15 protein-coding genes are annotated in these 16,330 nt (G+C 56.2%); 12 read left to right on the top strand and 3 right to left on the bottom strand.

The genetic code is table 11. The features are described from left to right. Position 1: 1 nt before the first annotated feature. The gene (locus tag K2184_RS15260; RefSeq protein ID WP_371315359.1) at positions 2-838 is read right to left on the bottom strand and encodes an IclR family transcriptional regulator domain-containing protein; all 837 of its coding nucleotides are present in this window, start codon (positions 836-838) and stop codon (positions 2-4) included. 172 nt (positions 839-1,010) lie between these two features. On the opposite strand from K2184_RS15260, the gene K2184_RS15255 reads away from it, so the two are divergent. The 7 genes from K2184_RS15255 to benD all read left to right on the top strand — a co-directional run bounded on the left by K2184_RS15255 (position 1,011) and on the right by benD (position 7,257). Further along, positions 1,011-2,177, top strand: a complete 1,167-nt coding sequence (locus tag K2184_RS15255; RefSeq protein WP_163524972.1) for a muconate cycloisomerase family protein — start codon at positions 1,011-1,013, stop codon at positions 2,175-2,177. Positions 2,178-2,189: 12 nt separating this feature from the next. Then, complete coding sequence (gene catC / locus K2184_RS15250) at positions 2,190-2,480, top strand: muconolactone Delta-isomerase (RefSeq protein WP_004101911.1); 291 nt, start codon at positions 2,190-2,192, stop codon at positions 2,478-2,480. 69 nt (positions 2,481-2,549) lie between these two features. Then, a complete protein-coding gene (gene catA, locus K2184_RS15245; RefSeq protein ID WP_004101912.1) occupies positions 2,550-3,476 on the top strand; it encodes a catechol 1,2-dioxygenase in 927 nt (308 codons plus the stop codon). Between the two features lie 104 nt (positions 3,477-3,580). Further along, positions 3,581-4,963, top strand: a complete 1,383-nt coding sequence (locus K2184_RS15240) for a Rieske 2Fe-2S domain-containing protein (protein ID WP_439237761.1) — start codon at positions 3,581-3,583, stop codon at positions 4,961-4,963. After that, the gene (gene benB / locus K2184_RS15235) at positions 4,963-5,448 is read left to right on the top strand and encodes a benzoate 1,2-dioxygenase small subunit (protein ID WP_017145930.1); all 486 of its coding nucleotides are present in this window, start codon (positions 4,963-4,965) and stop codon (positions 5,446-5,448) included. The genes K2184_RS15240 and benB overlap by 1 nt, the downstream gene beginning before the upstream one ends. Before the next feature lie 9 nt (positions 5,449-5,457). Next, complete coding sequence (gene benC / locus K2184_RS15230) at positions 5,458-6,474, top strand: benzoate 1,2-dioxygenase electron transfer component BenC (protein WP_163524970.1); 1,017 nt, start codon at positions 5,458-5,460, stop codon at positions 6,472-6,474. Between the two features lie 9 nt (positions 6,475-6,483). Then, entirely contained in the window at positions 6,484-7,257 is a 774-nt protein-coding gene (benD, locus tag K2184_RS15225; protein WP_004101916.1) for a benzoate diol dehydrogenase BenD, read from the top strand. Here benD and yddG read toward each other — a convergent pair. Then, on the bottom strand, positions 7,254-8,132 hold the full coding sequence (gene yddG, locus K2184_RS15220; protein ID WP_004101917.1) for an aromatic amino acid DMT transporter YddG: 879 nt from the start codon (positions 8,130-8,132) through the stop codon (positions 7,254-7,256). The two genes, benD and yddG, sit on opposite strands and share 4 nt — an antisense overlap. Before the next feature lie 226 nt (positions 8,133-8,358). Between yddG and fdnG the strand changes: the two genes are divergently transcribed. The 5 genes from fdnG to araJ all read left to right on the top strand — a co-directional run bounded on the left by fdnG (position 8,359) and on the right by araJ (position 15,219). Then, the gene (fdnG, locus tag K2184_RS15215; protein ID WP_148673694.1) at positions 8,359-11,406 is read left to right on the top strand and encodes a formate dehydrogenase-N subunit alpha; all 3,048 of its coding nucleotides are present in this window, start codon (positions 8,359-8,361) and stop codon (positions 11,404-11,406) included. 11 nt (positions 11,407-11,417) lie between these two features. Beyond that, complete coding sequence (gene fdxH / locus K2184_RS15210; protein WP_064370572.1) at positions 11,418-12,302, top strand: formate dehydrogenase subunit beta; 885 nt, start codon at positions 11,418-11,420, stop codon at positions 12,300-12,302. After that, a complete protein-coding gene (fdnI, locus tag K2184_RS15205) occupies positions 12,295-12,951 on the top strand; it encodes a formate dehydrogenase-N subunit gamma (RefSeq protein WP_004101923.1) in 657 nt (218 codons plus the stop codon). Before fdxH ends, fdnI begins: the two co-directional genes overlap by 8 nt. A gap of 389 nt (positions 12,952-13,340) precedes the next feature. After that, positions 13,341-13,682, top strand: coding sequence for a hypothetical protein (locus K2184_RS15200; RefSeq protein WP_049128744.1), 342 nt, complete (start codon positions 13,341-13,343; stop codon positions 13,680-13,682). Between the two features lie 385 nt (positions 13,683-14,067). Further along, positions 14,068-15,219, top strand: coding sequence for an MFS transporter AraJ (gene araJ, locus K2184_RS15195; RefSeq protein WP_049128742.1), 1,152 nt, complete (start codon positions 14,068-14,070; stop codon positions 15,217-15,219). A gap of 16 nt (positions 15,220-15,235) precedes the next feature. On the opposite strand, the gene K2184_RS15190 is transcribed toward araJ, so the two are convergent. Next, positions 15,236-16,327 (bottom strand): alkylhydroperoxidase domain protein, encoded by a 1,092-nt coding sequence (locus K2184_RS15190; protein WP_049128741.1) that lies wholly within the window; start codon positions 16,325-16,327, stop codon positions 15,236-15,238. Positions 16,328-16,330: the final 3 nt, after the last annotated feature.

The raw sequence follows: 16,330 nt of genomic DNA, 5'->3' as shown, positions 1-16,330 counted from the left end.
CTTACAGCTGAAGAGAAAGCGCCATCGCCGCCCGCCGTAGCGGGGCGAGGGCTTTCTCCTTCAGCGCGGCGGCGTTGGTATAGCCTGCCGGAACGCCAACGTTAAGCGCCGCCACCACCTGACCGCTGCGGGAAAGCAGCGGTACCGCCAGCGAACATAATCCCACCTCAATTTGCCGGTCAGCGAGCGCGTAGCCCTGCATACGCACTCTGGCGATTTCCTGCCGTAAACCCGGCAGATCGCATAGCGTATACGGGGTATAGCGGATCAAGCTGGCTCGTGACAATGTCACTTCAAGCTGTTCTTCCGGCAACGCGCTAAGCAGCACGCGTCCCATCGACGTGGCCCACGCAGGCAGACGGCTACCGCGGCCGATATCTACGCTGAGCAGGTTATTCACCGCTGCTCTGGCAATATACAGGACGTTATCGCCGTCCAGCGTGGCGGCGGAGCAGGATTCTCCGAGGTTTTTACCCAGATTATCCAGGGCGCTCTGCGCGACTTTCGCCAGCGGCGTTCCGGCCAGGTAAGCGTGACCCACCGCCAGCACGCGGGGGAGTAGCTCATAGCTGCGGCCATCCGGGCTATGCACCATTCCCAGCGCGGCGAGGGTATAGAGGCAGCGGCGCACAGCCGCGCGGGAGATCTGCGTTTTTTGGCTAAGCTGGGAAATGGTCAGGCGCTGCCGCTGTGGGGTAAACGCGTTAAGGACTTCCAGCCCGCGCGCCAGGGACAGCATAAAGTTAGGGTCGTGTTCAGACTGGCGGACGCTGAGAGTATCTGGTTTTTTTTCGCTCATACACCCCTCTTTTACTGAAGATAAAGGTTCATGGGGCATCACTATATCGCGGGTGAAAAACGCGGCGATTCCTTGTGCTGTTTTTACCATGTCGATCACATTATTAACCCCAATTTAACAATCGCGTCGATAATCGCACAACATTTCGATTATCGCCGTTGACCGTCCCGACCGTACAGACCTATTGTCAACAGAATCGTTACCCCACGTTATGAACAGGGGTATGAAAAGTTATGTATTTCATCACCAGGAAAAAAAGATGACCGCGACCATTGAACGTATTGAAAGCTGGCTGGTAGATATCCCGACCATTCGACCGCACAAACTCTCCATGACCACGATGGGCTGTCAGACGCTGGCGATCGTCCGCATCACCCGTTCGGACGGGATTTGCGGTATTGGCGAAGCCACCACCATCGGTGGATTGAGCTACGGCGTGGAGAGCCCGGAAGCTATCGTTTCGGCAATTAACCATTACCTGATGCCGCTGCTGAAGGGCCAGCCTGCCGATAATCTCAATTCCCTGACCGCGCGAATGAACGGCGCGGTTAAAGGCAACACCTTTGCCAAATCGGCGATCGAAACCGCGCTGCTGGATGCGCAGGGAAAGGCGCTTGGCCTGCCGGTTTCCGCGCTGCTTGGCGGCGCGCTGACGACCTCGCTGCCGGTTCTCTGGACGCTGGCGAGCGGCGACACCGAGAAAGATATTGCCGAGGGGGAAAGGCTACTCGCGGAGCGTCGCCATCGGGCCTTTAAGCTAAAAATCGGCGCGCGCGAGCTGGCGACTGACCTGCGCCATACCCGCGCGATTGTTGAAGCCCTGGGCGATCGGGCCAGCATCCGCGTCGACGTGAATCAGGCGTGGGAAGCCACCGTCGCGGCAAAGGGCTGCCGCGAGCTGGCGGCGATGGGGGTCGATTTGATTGAACAGCCAGTTAGCGCTCAGGATAACACTACGCTGGTGCGCCTCAGCCATCACATCGGCACGGCTATTCTGGCCGATGAAGCGGTAGCGACCCATTACGAAGGCTATCGCCTGGCGCAGCAGGGATTCAGCGGGGCCTATGCGCTGAAGATTGCCAAAGCGGGCGGGCCAAACAGCGTGCTGGCGCTGGCGAAGGTGGCGCAAGCGGCGGGAATTGAGCTTTACGGCGGCACGATGCTTGAGGGGACCGTTGGCACCCTGGCCTCGCTGCACGCCTGGTCGACGCTCCCCCTACAGTGGGGCAGCGAGATGTTTGGCCCGTTATTGCTGAAGGACGATATTGTCAGCGTGCCGCTCACGTTCGCCGAAGGCGAAGTGACGCTACCGCAAACGCCGGGTCTTGGCGCTGAACTGGATGAAGACAAACTGCGCTTCTATAGCCGCAAAGGATAATGGAGGATTTTTATGCTATTTAAAGTCGATATGACCGTGAATATTCCGCTGGGGTTTCCTGCCGACGAAATTGAGGAAATTAAGCAGCGAGAAAAAAAGTATTCACAACAACTTCAGCGTGAAGGTAAATGGCGACATATCTGGCGCGTCGCCGGACTTTACGCCAATGTCAGTATTTTCGATGTAAAAGATGCTGAAGAGCTGCATCAAATTTTAATGGCTCTACCGTTATATCCCTTTATGCAAATTCGCGTGGAGGCGCTCTGTCGTCATCCCTCCTCGATTCGCGAAGACGACCGTTAATAAAAATAATAACTAACCTCGCGCCGAAACTATTCGGCGAATATCCTACAACGATAAGTGAGAAATATTATGAGTAATGCATTCGTACAACAAGATGCTGTGCAACATTTATTGCGTGAAAGTGCAGGTTTAAATGCAACCGGCGGCGACGAACGTTTTAAAACGATTGTTCATCGTCTGCTGGAAAACATCTGCACGCTGATTGATGACTATAATGTCACTGAAGAAGAGTTCTGGCATGCGGTGAATTATCTGCATGAATTAGGCGGCCGCCAGGAAGCGGCACTGCTGGCGGCGGGCCTCGGCCTTGAACACTTCCTCGACCTGCGCCAGGACGCTATTGATGCCGCAGCGCAGCGGGAAACCGGCACTCCTCGTACTATTGAAGGCCCGCTGTACGTGGCGAATGCGCCGCTGGCAGACGGGCATACCCGCATGGATGATGGTAAAGATGCGGGGGAGGTGATGTGGCTTTATGGCCAGGTTCGCGACACCCAGGGCCACCCGATAGCCAACGCTATCGTTGATATCTGGCATGCCAATACCCTCGGGAACTACTCTTTCTTCGATCAAAGCCAGAGTGAATATAATCTTCGCCGCCGCATTCGCACCGGCGCCGATGGCTGCTATAGCGTGCGCAGCATTATGCCATCCGGCTACGGTTGCCCGCCGGATGGGCCAACGCAAAAACTCCTTGACCTGTTGGGGCGTCACGGTAACCGTCCGGCGCATATCCATTTCTTCGTTTCCGCGCCGGGTCATAAACATTTGACCAGCCAAATCAATCTCAACGGCGACAAATACCTGTGGGATGATTTCGCGTTCGCTACCCGCGACGGCCTGATTGCCGATCCGGTAAAAGTCAGCGACCGCGAGCTTATTCAGCAGCGTGAGCTGGAAGGCGAACATACTGAAGTGCGCTTTGATTTTACCCTGTGCAAAGCACTTAACGCCGATGAAGAACACCGCGGTACGCGCCTGCGCGCGCAGGAGTAGCGCGCGGCGTTAATTCTCTTCTCCGGCCAGGTCGTGGCCGGAGAATAAAGCGAAATTCCGACCTCACAGTTTTCTATTCCTGAATTATGCAGGAGGGCCGACTCATGCAAAAAATGTTCACCACATTAAAAGATAAAATCACCAATGCATTAATTGTCGATCGTGAAAAGCATATTTATCGCTGCCATCGCTCAATATTTACCGATCCGCAGCTATTTGATTTTGAAATGAAGCATGTTTTTGAAGGAAATTGGTTGTTCCTTGCTCATGAAAGCCAGATTGCGCAGCCTGGGGATTATTACACCCTGACTCTTGGGCGCCAGCCGGTAATAATAACTCGCGACAAAAAGAATGAACTGCATGCGCTAATTAACAGCTGCGCCCACCGCGGGGCGATGCTGTGTCGCCGTAAAACCGGTAATAAAAGTTCCTTTACCTGTCCATTTCACGGCTGGACATTCAGTAATAACGGCAAGCTTTTAAAAGCCAAAGATGAAAGTACCGGCGGTTACCCGGAGACTTTCAAGCATGAAGGCTCCCACGATTTAAAGAAACTGCCGAGGTTTCAATCGTATCGCGGCTTCCTTTTCGGCAGCCTGAATGCCGATGTACAGCCGCTGGAGGCGTACCTGGGCGAAACCTGCAAAATTATCGACCTGATCGTTGACCAGGCGCCGGAAGGGCTGGAGGTGCTTAACGGATCATCGAGCTACGTTTATGAAGGCAACTGGAAGCTGGGGGCGGAAAACGGTGCTGACGGCTATCACGTTAGCGTGGTCCACTGGAACTACGCTTCCACCATGTCGCGCCGCAACTACGAAGCGGAAGGGACGCACGCGGTAGACGCAAACGGCTGGTCGAAAAGCGTCGGCGGCGGTTACGGCTTTGACAATGGACATATGCTGTTGTGGACCCGGGTGCTGAACCCGGAAGTGCGGCCGGTCTACGAACATCGTGAACGGCTGCAGGCGGAATTCGGCCAGTCCCGCGCCGAGCAGATGGTCAACGAAACGCGCAACCTGTGCCTCTATCCAAACGTCTATCTGATGGATCAGTTTTCGACGCAGATCCGCGTGATACGCCCCATCGCGGTGGATAAAACCGAAGTCACCATCTGGTGCTTCGCGCCGAAGGGCGAATCTGACCAGGCGCGGGCGCTGCGTATTCGCCAGTATGAGGATTTCTTCAACGTTAGCGGCATGGGAACGCCTGACGATCTGGAAGAGTTCAGCGCCTGCCAGCGCGGCTATCTCGGTGAGAATCTGGCATGGAGCGACCTCAGCCGCGGGGCGCTGCACTGGGTCGATGGCCCTGACGAACACGCTCTTCAGGCGGGCTTCAGGCCGCAGCTAAGCGGGATGAAATCGGAAGATGAAGCTTTGTATATCGCCCACCATCATCACTGGCAAAACGTGATGCTGGCGGCGCTGGAAAAAGAGCAGCAGCGCTACGAGCAATCGATCACGCAACGCGTGGAGGTGGTCTGATGCTGACTCTCGAACAGGTTCGCCAGTTTCTCTATTACGAAGCCCGCCTGCTTGACGATCGTCAGTGGGATGATTGGCTGAACTGCTACAGTCCACAGGTGGTGTACTGGATGCCCGCCTGGGGAGATGACGACAAGCTTACCCGCGACCCTCAGCGCGAAATTTCGCTGATTTACTACCCGAACCGCGATGGCCTCGAAGACCGGGTATACCGCATCAAAACGGAACGCTCTGGGGCCAGCACGCCGGAACCGCGCACCACTCATATGATCGGCAACGTTGAGCTGCTTGGCGAAACCGAACAGGGGATGGAGGTGCGCTACAACTGGGTCACCTACTGCCATCGCTATCAGCAGACGGATACCTGGTTTGGCTCTACCTGCTGCACGCTGAGTGAGAACGCCGGCAAACCGCAGATTATCCGTAAAACCGTGCGCCTGAATAACGATTACATCCGTCAGGTAATTGACGTTTACCACATTTAAGAGGCGTTTATGACCTTTAATATTGCTCTCAATTTTGAAGACGGCATCACCCGCTTTATTCAATGTCACGCCGGAGAGAAAGTACTCGATGCCGCCTATCGTCAGCAGGTTAATCTGCCGATGGATTGTTCGGACGGCGTTTGCGGCACCTGCAAGTGCCGCTGCGTCAGCGGCGAATATGGTCTGGGCGATGAGTATCTTGAAGAGGCGCTCAGCGAAGACGAAGCCGCAGAGCGCCAGGTGCTGACCTGTCAGATGGTGCCATCCAGCGATTGCGTCATTGATGTACCGGCGGCGGCAGCCCAGTGCAAGACCGCGCTGGCAAGCCTGGGGGCGACGGTGAAAGCGGTCAATCTCCTGTCTGACACCGCCATTGAGCTGGCGATCGTGCTGGATGAGCCGCTGGACTTCCTGGCGGGTCAGTACATCAATATTCAGGTCCCCGGCAAGCCGCAGGTGCGCGCCTATTCGTTTAGCTCTCTACCGGGCTCGCGTGAGGGGAGCTTTCTGATCCGTAACGTGCCCGGCGGCTTGATGAGTCAGTGGCTGACGCAGCGGGCCAGTCCCGGCGATCGTCTGACGCTAAGCGGTCCGATGGGCAACTTTTATCTGCGCGGCGGCGAGCGTCCGCTGTTGCTGTTGGCGGGGGGCACCGGCTTAGCGCCGCTGCTCTCGATACTGCAAACGCTGGCTATGCAACGCAGCGCCCGGCCCGTCACCTTGCTCTATGGTGTGACCCGCGACAGCGACCTGGTGAAAACTGATGCGCTTGAAGCATTTACCGGCCAGCTTCCCGCTTATCGCTGGCTGCCGGTGGTTGCCGATGCGCAAAGCCAATGCCCGCAGCGCGGTTTTGTGACCGACCATCTTAATGACGCAATACTCAACGATGGCGATGTGGATATCTATCTGTGCGGGCCACCGCCGATGGTCAATGCGGTATCCACGGCGCTGCGCGAGAGAGGCATTTCGCCGGCGGGGTTCTGGTATGAAAAATTCATCGCTAGCCAGAGTGCGGCGGCATAAGGAGCAACGATGCGATTTAACCATAAAGTCGTGGCCATTACCGGCGCCGCGCAGGGGATTGGCCGACAGACCGCAGAGCAAGCGGCGCGTGAGGGTGCGCGGCTGCTATTGATTGACCGATCTCGCTATGTTCACGAACTGGCGGCGGCGCTGAACGCCGCCGGTTGCCAGGCGCTGGCGCTGGAAGCCGATCTTGAACAATGGGAAAGTACCGAGCGGGCATTCGCCAACGGCGTGGCCCATTTTGGCCACCTGGATGTATTGATTAACAATGTCGGCGGCACCATCTGGGCGCGGCCGTTTGCGGAATATCAGCCGGATCAGATAGAGAAGGAGATTCGCCGCTCGCTGTTTCCGACCCTGTGGGGCTGTCGGGCTGCGCTACCGTGGATGCTGAAGCAGGGCAAGGGCAGTATCGTTAATATTTCGTCGGTGGCAACGGCGGGCGTGAACCGGGTGCCTTATTCCGCAGCGAAAGGCGGCGTTAATGCGTTGACCCGTTCGCTAGCCCTGGAATATAGCGCAAACGGGATCCGCATTAACGCCGTGGCGCCGGGGGGCACCGAGGCGCCTGCGCGCCGGACGCCGCGGAATGAGGAGCTGCCGTCGGCGCAGGAGCAGACGTGGTATCAGCAGGTGGTCGATCAGACGGTGGCGAGCAGCCTGATGCATCGCTACGGTACGCTGGCGGAACAGGCCAATGCCATCCTGTTTCTCGCCAGCGATGAGGCCAGCTACATCACCGGCGTGACGCTGCCGGTCGCCGGCGGCGACCTCGGTTAGCGCCGGGTCGCCTGCCAGCAGAGCAGGGAGCCGGCGCACACCATGCCGGCGCCCTGCCAGAACGACCACGAGAGCGCGGCGCTGAGCAGTACCGCCGCCAGCGCGGAGGAGAGCACCGGCGTAAAGTAGGAGGCGGCGGCTAACAGGCTGACGTTGCCGTGCAGGATGCCGACGTTCCACGCCGCATAGCCCAGGCCCAGGGCAATGGACAGCGCGATCAGTTTGACTATTACCGGCCAGCTAAAGACCATGGGCGGCTGTTCGCTGAACAGAAACTTTAGCCACAGGGTCAGGGCGGTAAGCAGAACAAACAGAGTGATGCCGTTTTTGCCTTGTGCATATTTAGCGGTGACCGTGCAGTAGGCCGCCCAGATAAATGCGCCGACGAACGCCAGAATATAGCTCAGCGGGCTGGAAACCACGTTGCTGATAATTTCGTCAATGTTCAGGCCATGCTCACCGCCTAATACCCAGGTGACGCCGAATAAAGCCAGCAATAACCCCGGGATAACCAGCCAGCTGCTTTTTTGATTGTTAAAGACAATGGCAAATAAAATCGTCAGGCTGGGCCACAGATAATTGACCATGCCCACTTCAATCGCCTGCTGGCGGGTTCCGGCTAGCCCGACCGACAGCGCGAGGCATATTTCATAACTGACAAACAGCACGCTGCCTGCCAGCAAATAAGGGCGGGGGATCTGACGTATTTGCGGAAAACCGACGGTAAAGATGAGCAAAAGGCCGCTCAGGCTGTAGATCATCGCCGCGCCGCCTACCGGACCAAGCCCTTCGCTTACGCCACGAATCAGCCCGACCATGGTGCTCCAGAGGACGATGGCGGCGAATCCAATTAGCGTGGCTTTTTTCTTCTCCATATTTAACCTGATGTTGGTTCAAACGCAGTCGGCTTTTATAACACTTTTTTTTCGCCCTCGGGGGATATTTTCCACAGCGCTTAATCCTAATGGAGTAATGAAATTCGGCGCGGCTGACTATTAAGGGGGCATGGGTCCAGGACATTGATTTGACGCAAATAAAACAGGGTTATTGCTGTTAATTTCCACTCCCGCAATGAATAGACATCCCGCATGGAGGGGAACAATGGACGTCAGCCGCAGAAAGTTTTTTAAAATCTGCGCAGGCGGTATGGCCGGAACAACAGCCGCTGCATTGGGTTTTGCGCCCAAAATGGCCCTGGCTCAGGCGCGTAATTACAAATTGCTGCGCGCCAAAGAGATCCGCAACACCTGCACATACTGCTCCGTGGGCTGCGGGCTATTAATGTATAGCCTGGGCGACGGCGCGAAAAACGCGAAAGAAGCGATTTATCACATTGAAGGGGATCCGGACCATCCGGTGAGCCGCGGCGCGCTGTGCCCGAAAGGCGCAGGGCTGCTGGACTATGTCCATAGCGACAACCGTCTGCGCTATCCGCAATACCGCGCGCCGGGTTCGGATAAATGGCAGCGCATCTCCTGGGATGAAGCATTTACCCGTATCGCTAAATTGATGAAAGCCGACCGTGATGCCAACTTTATTGAGAAAAACGAGCAGGGCGTGACGGTTAACCGCTGGCTGTCCACCGGGATGCTGTGCGCGTCGGCGGCCAGCAATGAGACCGGCATGCTAACGCAAAAATTTGTGCGCTCGCTCGGCATGCTGGCGGTAGATAACCAGGCGCGCGTCTGACACGGACCAACGGTAGCAAGTCTTGCTCCAACATTTGGTCGCGGTGCGATGACCAACCACTGGGTTGATATTAAAAACGCCAATGTCGTGGTGGTGATGGGCGGTAACGCCGCCGAAGCCCATCCGGTGGGATTCCGCTGGGCGATGGAGGCAAAAAACAACAATGATGCGACGCTGATTGTCGTTGACCCGCGCTTTACGCGTACGGCGTCGGTGGCCGATATTTATGCGCCGATCCGTTCCGGTACCGACATTACCTTCCTGTCGGGCGTGCTGCTGTACCTGATCGAAAATAACAAAATCAATGCCGAGTACGTTAAACACTATACCAACGCCAACCTGCTGGTGCGCGACGATTTTGCCTTCGAAGATGGCCTGTTCAGCGGCTACGATGCCGAAAAGCGTCAGTACGATAAGTCTTCGTGGAACTATCAGTTCGACGAAAATGGCTTCGCGATGCGCGATGAAACGCTGCAGCATCCGCGCTGCGTATGGAACCTGCTGAAGCAGCACGTTTCGCGCTATACGCCGGAGGTGGTGGAGAACATCTGCGGTACGCCAAAAGCGGACTTCCTGAAAGTGTGCGAAGTGCTGGCCTCAACCAGCGCCACGGACCGGACCACCACTTTCCTCTATGCGCTGGGCTGGACGCAGCATACCGTCGGCGCGCAGAACATCCGCACCATGGCGATGATTCAACTGCTGCTCGGCAATATGGGGATGGCGGGAGGCGGGGTCAACGCGCTGCGCGGCCACTCCAATATCCAGGGGTTAACCGATTTAGGCCTGCTTTCGACCAGCCTGCCGGGCTACCTGACGCTGCCGTCGGAACAGCAGGTTGATCTGCAAAGCTATCTCGCTGCCAATACGCCGAAGGCGACGCTGCCCGAACAGGTGAACTACTGGAGCAACTATCCGAAGTTCTTCGTCAGCCTGATGAAATCTTTCTACGGCGACGCGGCGCAAAAAGAGAACGACTGGGGCTTCCACTGGCTGCCGAAATGGGACCAGGCTTATGACGTTATCAAGTATTTCAATATGATGGATAACGGCAACGTCACGGGCTATATCTGCCAGGGATTCAATCCGGTGGCGTCCTTCCCGGACAAAAACAAGGTGGTCCGCAGCCTGAGCAAGCTGAAGTACATGGTGGTTATCGACCCGCTGGTGACCGAAACCTCGACCTTCTGGCAAAACCACGGCGAGTCGAACGATGTTGACCCGGCAGCGATTCAGACCGAGGTCTTCCGCCTGCCGTCCACCTGCTTTGCCGAAGAGGATGGTTCCATCGCCAACTCCGGGCGCTGGCTACAGTGGCACTGGAAGGGCCAGGATGCGCCGGGCGAAGCGCGCAACGACGGCGAAATTCTGGCCGGGATTTACCACCGCCTGCGCGAGATGTATCGCACCGAGGGCGGCAAAGGCGTCGAGCCGCTGCTGAAGATGGGGTGGCACTACAAGCAGCCGGATCGTCCGGAATCAGAAGAGGTCGCGAAAGAGAACAACGGCTACGCGCTGGCGGATCTCTACGACGCTAACGGCGCGCCGCTGGCGAAGAAAGGCCAGCTGTTGAACAGCTTCGCACTGCTGCGCGATGACGGTACCACCGCGTCGTCTTGTTGGATCTATACCGGCAGCTGGACCGAGCAGGGCAATCAGATGGCCAACCGCGATAACGCCGACCCGTCAGGTCTTGGCAATACGCTCGGCTGGGCATGGGCGTGGCCGCTCAACCGGCGCGTGCTGTACAACCGCGCGTCGGCGGATATGAACGGCAAGCCGTGGGATGCGAAGCGAATGCTGATCCAGTGGAACGGCAGCAAGTGGGTTGGCAACGATATTCCGGACTTCAATACCGCGCCTCCGGGCAGCAAAACCGGGCCGTTTATTATGCAGCCGGAAGGTCTGGGGCGTCTGTTTGCCCTGAATAAGCTGGCGGAAGGTCCGTTCCCGGAACACTACGAACCGATGGAAACGCCGCTTGGTACCAATCCGCTGCACCCGAGCGTGGTCTCCAGCCCGGTGGTACGCCTGTATGAAGAAGATGCCCTGCGTTTAGGTAAGAAGGACAAATTCCCGTACGTCGGCACCACCTATCGTCTGACCGAGCATTTTCATACCTGGACCAAGCATGCGCGGCTCAATGCGATTGCGCAGCCGGAGCAGTTTGTCGAAATCAGCGAAGGCCTGGCGAAAGCGAAAGGGATCGCCAATGGCGATCGGGTGACGGTCAGCAGCATGCGCGGCTTTATTCGCGCGGTGGCGGTGGTGACGCGTCGTCTGCAAACGCTCAACGTCAACGGTCAGCAGGTGGAAACCGTCGGTATTCCGCTGCACTGGGGTTTTGAAGGTGTGGCCCGCAAAGGTTACATCGCCAATACCCTGACGCCGAACGTCGGGGATTCCAACTCGCAGACGCCGGAATATAAGGCGTTTCTGGTCAACATCGAGAAAGCGTAAGGAGCGAAGCAATGGCGATGGAAACCCAGGACATTATTAAACGCTCCGCCACCAATCCGATCACCCCCGCGCCGCGCGCGCGGGATTTTAAGGCGGAAGTGGCAAAGCTGATTGATGTCTCCTCCTGCGTAGGCTGCAAAGCCTGCCAGGTGGCCTGTTCCGAGTGGAATGATATCCGCGATGAAGTCGGGCACTGCGTCGGGGTTTACGACAATCCCGCCGATCTGAGCGCCAAATCCTGGACGGTAATGCGCTTTAGCGAAACCGAGCAGAACGGCAAGCTGGAGTGGCTGATTCGCAAAGACGGCTGTATGCACTGTGAGGATCCGGGCTGCCTGAAGGCGTGCCCGTCCGCCGGAGCGATTATTCAGTACGCAAACGGCATCGTCGACTTTCAGCAGGAAAACTGCATCGGCTGCGGTTACTGCATTGCCGGATGCCCTTTTAACGTCCCGCGCCTCAATAAAGAGGATAACCGGGTCTATAAGTGCACGCTGTGCGTCGATCGGGTCAGCGTTGGCCAGGAACCGGCCTGCGTGAAAACCTGCCCAACCGGCGCGATTCACTTCGGCAGCAAGCAAGAGATGCTGGAAGTGGCCAACGAGCGTGTGGAAAAACTGAAGAAACGCGGCTATTCCCATGCCGGGGTGTATAACCCGCCTGGCGTCGGCGGCACCCACGTGATGTACGTGCTGCATCATGCGGACCAGCCGGAGCTGTACCATAACCTGCCGAAGGAGCCGCAGATAGATACCTCAATAAATCTGTGGAAAGGCGCGCTGAAACCGCTCTCCGCCATTGGCTTTATCGCCACCTTTGCCGGGCTGATCTATCACTACATCGGGATTGGGCCGAACAAGGAAGCGGATGACGATGAGGAGGAGCATGATGAGTAAATCGAAAATGATTGTGCGCACGAAGTTTATTGACCGCGCCTGTCACTGGACGGTGGTCATCTGCTTTTTCCTGGTGGCGCTGTCGGGGATCTCGTTTTTCTTCCCGACGCTGCAGTGGCTGACCGAAACCTTCGGTACCCCGCAGATGGGGCGTATTCTGCATCCGTTCTTCGGGGTTCTGATTTTCGTGGCCCTGATGTTTATGTTCGTGCGCTTTGTCCACCATAATATTCCCGACAAACAGGATATTCCCTGGCTGAAAGGGATTATCGAGGTGCTTAAGGGCAATGAGCATAAAGTGGCGCGGGTAGGGAAATACAACGCTGGCCAGAAAATGATGTTCTGGACGATCATGAGCATGATATTTGTGCTGCTGGTCACCGGGGTGATTATCTGGCGGCCTTATTTTGCCCACTATTTCCCGATTCAGGTTATTCGCTATAGTCTGCTGATTCACGCAACGTCGGCCATTATTCTTATCCATGCGATTCTGATCCATATGTATATGGCATTCTGGGTTAAAGGATCGATTAAAGGCATGATTGAAGGGAAGGTGAGCCGACGCTGGGCGAAGAAGCATCATCCGCGCTGGTATCGCGACGTGGAGCGCCTGGAAGCGAAAAGGGAAAATCGCGAAGGGCTGAAGTAAGTCTTAACGTATGACCCGTTCCGGTTAATGCCGGAACGGGGGTTAATATCCTCAGGGGCACCAATTAGCTCACCTCTGACAGCGGTGAAACATTGTCTCATTTATTTATGTCCGGGCGCGCGCTCTGACGGGCTCTCTTTTTCTGACGACAGATATTTTCCTTTTTTCCATTAAGCCAGTTGGGTCGCTGTTTCAACGTAGCGCTATTAACGTCATTATTCGTTGTCTCTATAAAAACGCTATCGTTTAGGCGGATCCTTGCGGATTTTGCGCGGCGGCTTCCACAGAAAAGAAAATCACTGAAATTAATATTGTGGGTTGTCTTTACGCAGCGATAAAGAGTAAGCTGTATACGGTTCAAGGAAGTCCGGGTTATATTTGAGTAAAAAATGGAAGATGCTAAATTAATAAAAATCATGCATGAAAGTGGCTTTACAGATAAGCAGATCGACAAGTTAACGGCGAGATATAAGACGCTTTTATACTGTGCCGTTGACGAAGCGGCATCGCGCTTGCCCAGGGCAATATTTGTCCATGTATTCGTTCTTTTAATTATCGGGACCGGCATCCTGAAAGCGGTCCATGAAGGGACCTGGCATCCTGCGCAACTCATTATTTTCGCGCTACCGCTGGTCGTCGCCTGTGGGGTATCGCATCACTTCGCTCCGCTAAGTGAGGTATACAAAGCAGCAAAGGTGATGAAAAAGATCAAACATCAGCAGGTTCACTAATTCACTCGCGGATGAAGCGTTAACGGCGACTGACTGCCCGAGGCAATAAAATCATGAAAGCAATGCTTCGCTATTTTTTAAAGGATATTTATGACGGCATTCGCACTCACGTAATATTAATCTGCGCAATAGTACTTACAGGGCTTATTTACCGGGTTTTCGATTTTGACGTTTGGTTCACGCCTGTCGTTGTCATTGTTATATGGGTTGCCCATTGGGTATTAAGCCAATTCAGGATTTAATGATTGCTGTTTTTATGAACGTTCGATATGAAGTAATCACGCTGTTTTATGGATAAACAGGTTACGGAAGGTTTTAAACTGGTTTACCGCCAGAGAATGCATAATAATGCGACCGGTAAAATCCATAACAAGTGATTAGATGTATGAAAAAGACTATTTTTTCGTTAGCGCTTGGCACTTTTGGTCTCGGAATGGCGGAATTTGGCATCATGGGGGTATTACCTGAAATTGCCCGTGATGTCGGCATATCCATTCCTGCCGCAGGCAACATGATTTCATATTATGCGTCCGGCGTCGTGATCGGCGCGCCGGTGATGGCGATATTCTCCAGCCGCTTTTCACTAAAATCAGTGATGCTGTTTCTCGTAGCGCTATGCATTATAGGCAACGCCATCTTCACGTTCTCTTCCAGCTACTCGATGCTGGCGCTGGGGCGCCTCATCTCCGGGTTTCCGCACGGCGCATTCTTTGGCGTGGGCGCGATCATTCTGTCGAAAATTGCGCCGCCAGGCAAGGTTACCGCAGCGGTGGCGGGGATGATCGCTGGGATGACCGTCGCCAACCTGCTGGGGGTACCGGGAGGAACCTGGCTTGGCCATCAGTTCAGCTGGCGCTATACCTTCCTGGCGATTGCGGTCTTTGACGTCGCGGTGCTGGTGTCCATCGCCTGGTGGGTGCCGACGTTATTTGATAAATCAACCACGCGCTTGCGCTCGCAATTTCATTTTTTAACCTCACCTGCGCCGTGGTTAATTTTTGCCGCCACCCTGTTCGGCAATGCCGGCGTCTTCGCGTGGTTTAGCTATATTAAGCCGTTTATGATCAACGTCTCCGGCTTCGGTGAAAGCGCCATCATAATGATTATGATGCTGGTGGGCCTGGGGATGGTTCTGGGGAATTTATTTAGCGGTAAAGTTTCCGCGCGCTACAGTCCGTTACGTATTGCCGCCGTGACGGATGGCGTTATCGTTTTGACCTTATTACTCCTGTTCCTGCTGGGGGAGAATAAAACCGCCTCACTAACCCTGGCGTTTATCTGCTGCGCGGCGCTGTTTGCCCTGTCGGCGCCGCTGCAAATCATGCTGCTGCAAAATGCCAAAGGCGGCGAGATGCTGGGCGCGGCGGGCGGCCAGATCGCCTTTAATCTTGGAAGCGCCATCGGGGCGCTGTTCGGCGGGATGATGATTACGGCCGGCCTTGGCTGGCGTTCCGTTGCCTTACCGGCCGCGCTGCTTTCGTTTCTTGCGCTCAGTTCACTGCTGATTTATGCCCGCTTTCAGCAGCGTTCTGTCTGACGAAATCCGCAGGCGGCTAATCCTGCCACGGCTCCCCGAGGGTCAGCATTAACCGGTTGGCCCAGGCGAAGAAGGCTGCCGATTGCAGCAGATCCAGTTGGGCAAGGGTATCCAGCTGTTGCTGCTCGACGGTCGCAAGGTGGCTCGCGGCCAGGGCGGGAGGGGTAACGGAAATCGCTGCGGCAAAATCAATGAGCGCCTGCCAGCGCGGCGTCTGCCCATCGCTCAGCTTCTCTCCCGGGGTCACCGCCAGCAGGGTCTCTACCGCCGTTTCATCTTTCGCTAACTGCGCGGCCTTGCGAGCATGCACCGAGGCGCAATAAATACAACCGTTGATTTTACTCGCTACCGTCGCCGCCAGCTCGCGTTCGGCGCGCGGCAGGCCGCCGGGAGTATAAAAAATCCCTTTATCGGTTAACGTACGCTGCTCCAGCACCGGCTGGTTGCGCGCCAGCAGGCGGAAGTAGGGCGAGTCGCCGTGGCCGAATTTCGCCAGCAGCGCCTGCTCATCCGGGGTAAATTCCGCCAGCGGTTTAGCCGCCAGCCAGGGTTCCCAGTGCAGTTCATCGCGGGTGAAGCGCACCGGCGCGCGTTTACCGCTGAGGGTTTGCGGTGAGGTATGCCAGAATCCGGCTACGACCGGGGTCCCGGCAACCGGGGCGTTTTTACCGTTGAGCAGGCGTAGACCGTTCAGCAGACGACTCTGGAAGCTGACAAACGCAATCAGCTGGGCCAGCGTCACGATAGCGCGCGGGCTCCATCCGGCGCGGGTTAATGCCTCCAGAGACGAAGGCGTGGCTTCTACCGGCGCGAAGGTCAACAGCCGGGCAAAGGCCTGCGCCGGAACCAGCCGCGGCGAGGTCGGATCGGCAATCCCAAACCCGGCATAGTGGGCGGCCAGCGCATCACTCTCATGCAGCTTCGCTACCCTGGCGGCAACGGCAAAACGTTCGTCGAGCGGAAAGTCGTTATCCTGCTGACCGAACAGCGCTTCATAGCTTCCCTGAGCATGATGGGTGGCCGCCTCGCGCACGGCTCTCGCCGCCGCTAAGGCGGAATCGGGGGCAATTTCTGCCAGTTCGGCCAATATATCCTGACTGAGCGTCATGGT

Origin of the sequence: Klebsiella sp. K5-306 (assembly GCF_051835185.1) — a bacterium.
In the GTDB taxonomy this organism is placed as follows: domain Bacteria; phylum Pseudomonadota; class Gammaproteobacteria; order Enterobacterales; family Enterobacteriaceae; genus Klebsiella; species Klebsiella oxytoca.
The sequence above is the reverse complement of the archived record's forward strand: the minus strand, read 5'-3'. Positions and strand labels throughout refer to the sequence as shown.

Coding starts and splice junctions, on each gene's coding strand:
- catC (WP_004101911.1), top strand. CDS start 2,190: ATGCTATTTAAAGTCGATATGACCGTGAATATTCCGCTGGGGTTTCCT.
- K2184_RS15255 (WP_163524972.1), top strand. CDS start 1,011: ATGAACAGGGGTATGAAAAGTTATGTATTTCATCACCAGGAAAAAAAG.
- yddG (WP_004101917.1), bottom strand. CDS start 8,132: ATGGAGAAGAAAAAAGCCACGCTAATTGGATTCGCCGCCATCGTCCTC.
- K2184_RS15200 (WP_049128744.1), top strand. CDS start 13,341: ATGGAAGATGCTAAATTAATAAAAATCATGCATGAAAGTGGCTTTACA.
- K2184_RS15190 (WP_049128741.1), bottom strand. CDS start 16,327: ATGACGCTCAGTCAGGATATATTGGCCGAACTGGCAGAAATTGCCCCC.
- K2184_RS15240 (WP_439237761.1), top strand. CDS start 3,581: ATGCAAAAAATGTTCACCACATTAAAAGATAAAATCACCAATGCATTA.
- benC (WP_163524970.1), top strand. CDS start 5,458: ATGACCTTTAATATTGCTCTCAATTTTGAAGACGGCATCACCCGCTTT.
- K2184_RS15260 (WP_371315359.1), bottom strand. CDS start 838: ATGCCCCATGAACCTTTATCTTCAGTAAAAGAGGGGTGTATGAGCGAA.
- benD (WP_004101916.1), top strand. CDS start 6,484: ATGCGATTTAACCATAAAGTCGTGGCCATTACCGGCGCCGCGCAGGGG.
- catA (WP_004101912.1), top strand. CDS start 2,550: ATGAGTAATGCATTCGTACAACAAGATGCTGTGCAACATTTATTGCGT.
- araJ (WP_049128742.1), top strand. CDS start 14,068: ATGAAAAAGACTATTTTTTCGTTAGCGCTTGGCACTTTTGGTCTCGGA.
- fdnI (WP_004101923.1), top strand. CDS start 12,295: ATGAGTAAATCGAAAATGATTGTGCGCACGAAGTTTATTGACCGCGCC.
- benB (WP_017145930.1), top strand. CDS start 4,963: ATGCTGACTCTCGAACAGGTTCGCCAGTTTCTCTATTACGAAGCCCGC.
- fdxH (WP_064370572.1), top strand. CDS start 11,418: ATGGCGATGGAAACCCAGGACATTATTAAACGCTCCGCCACCAATCCG.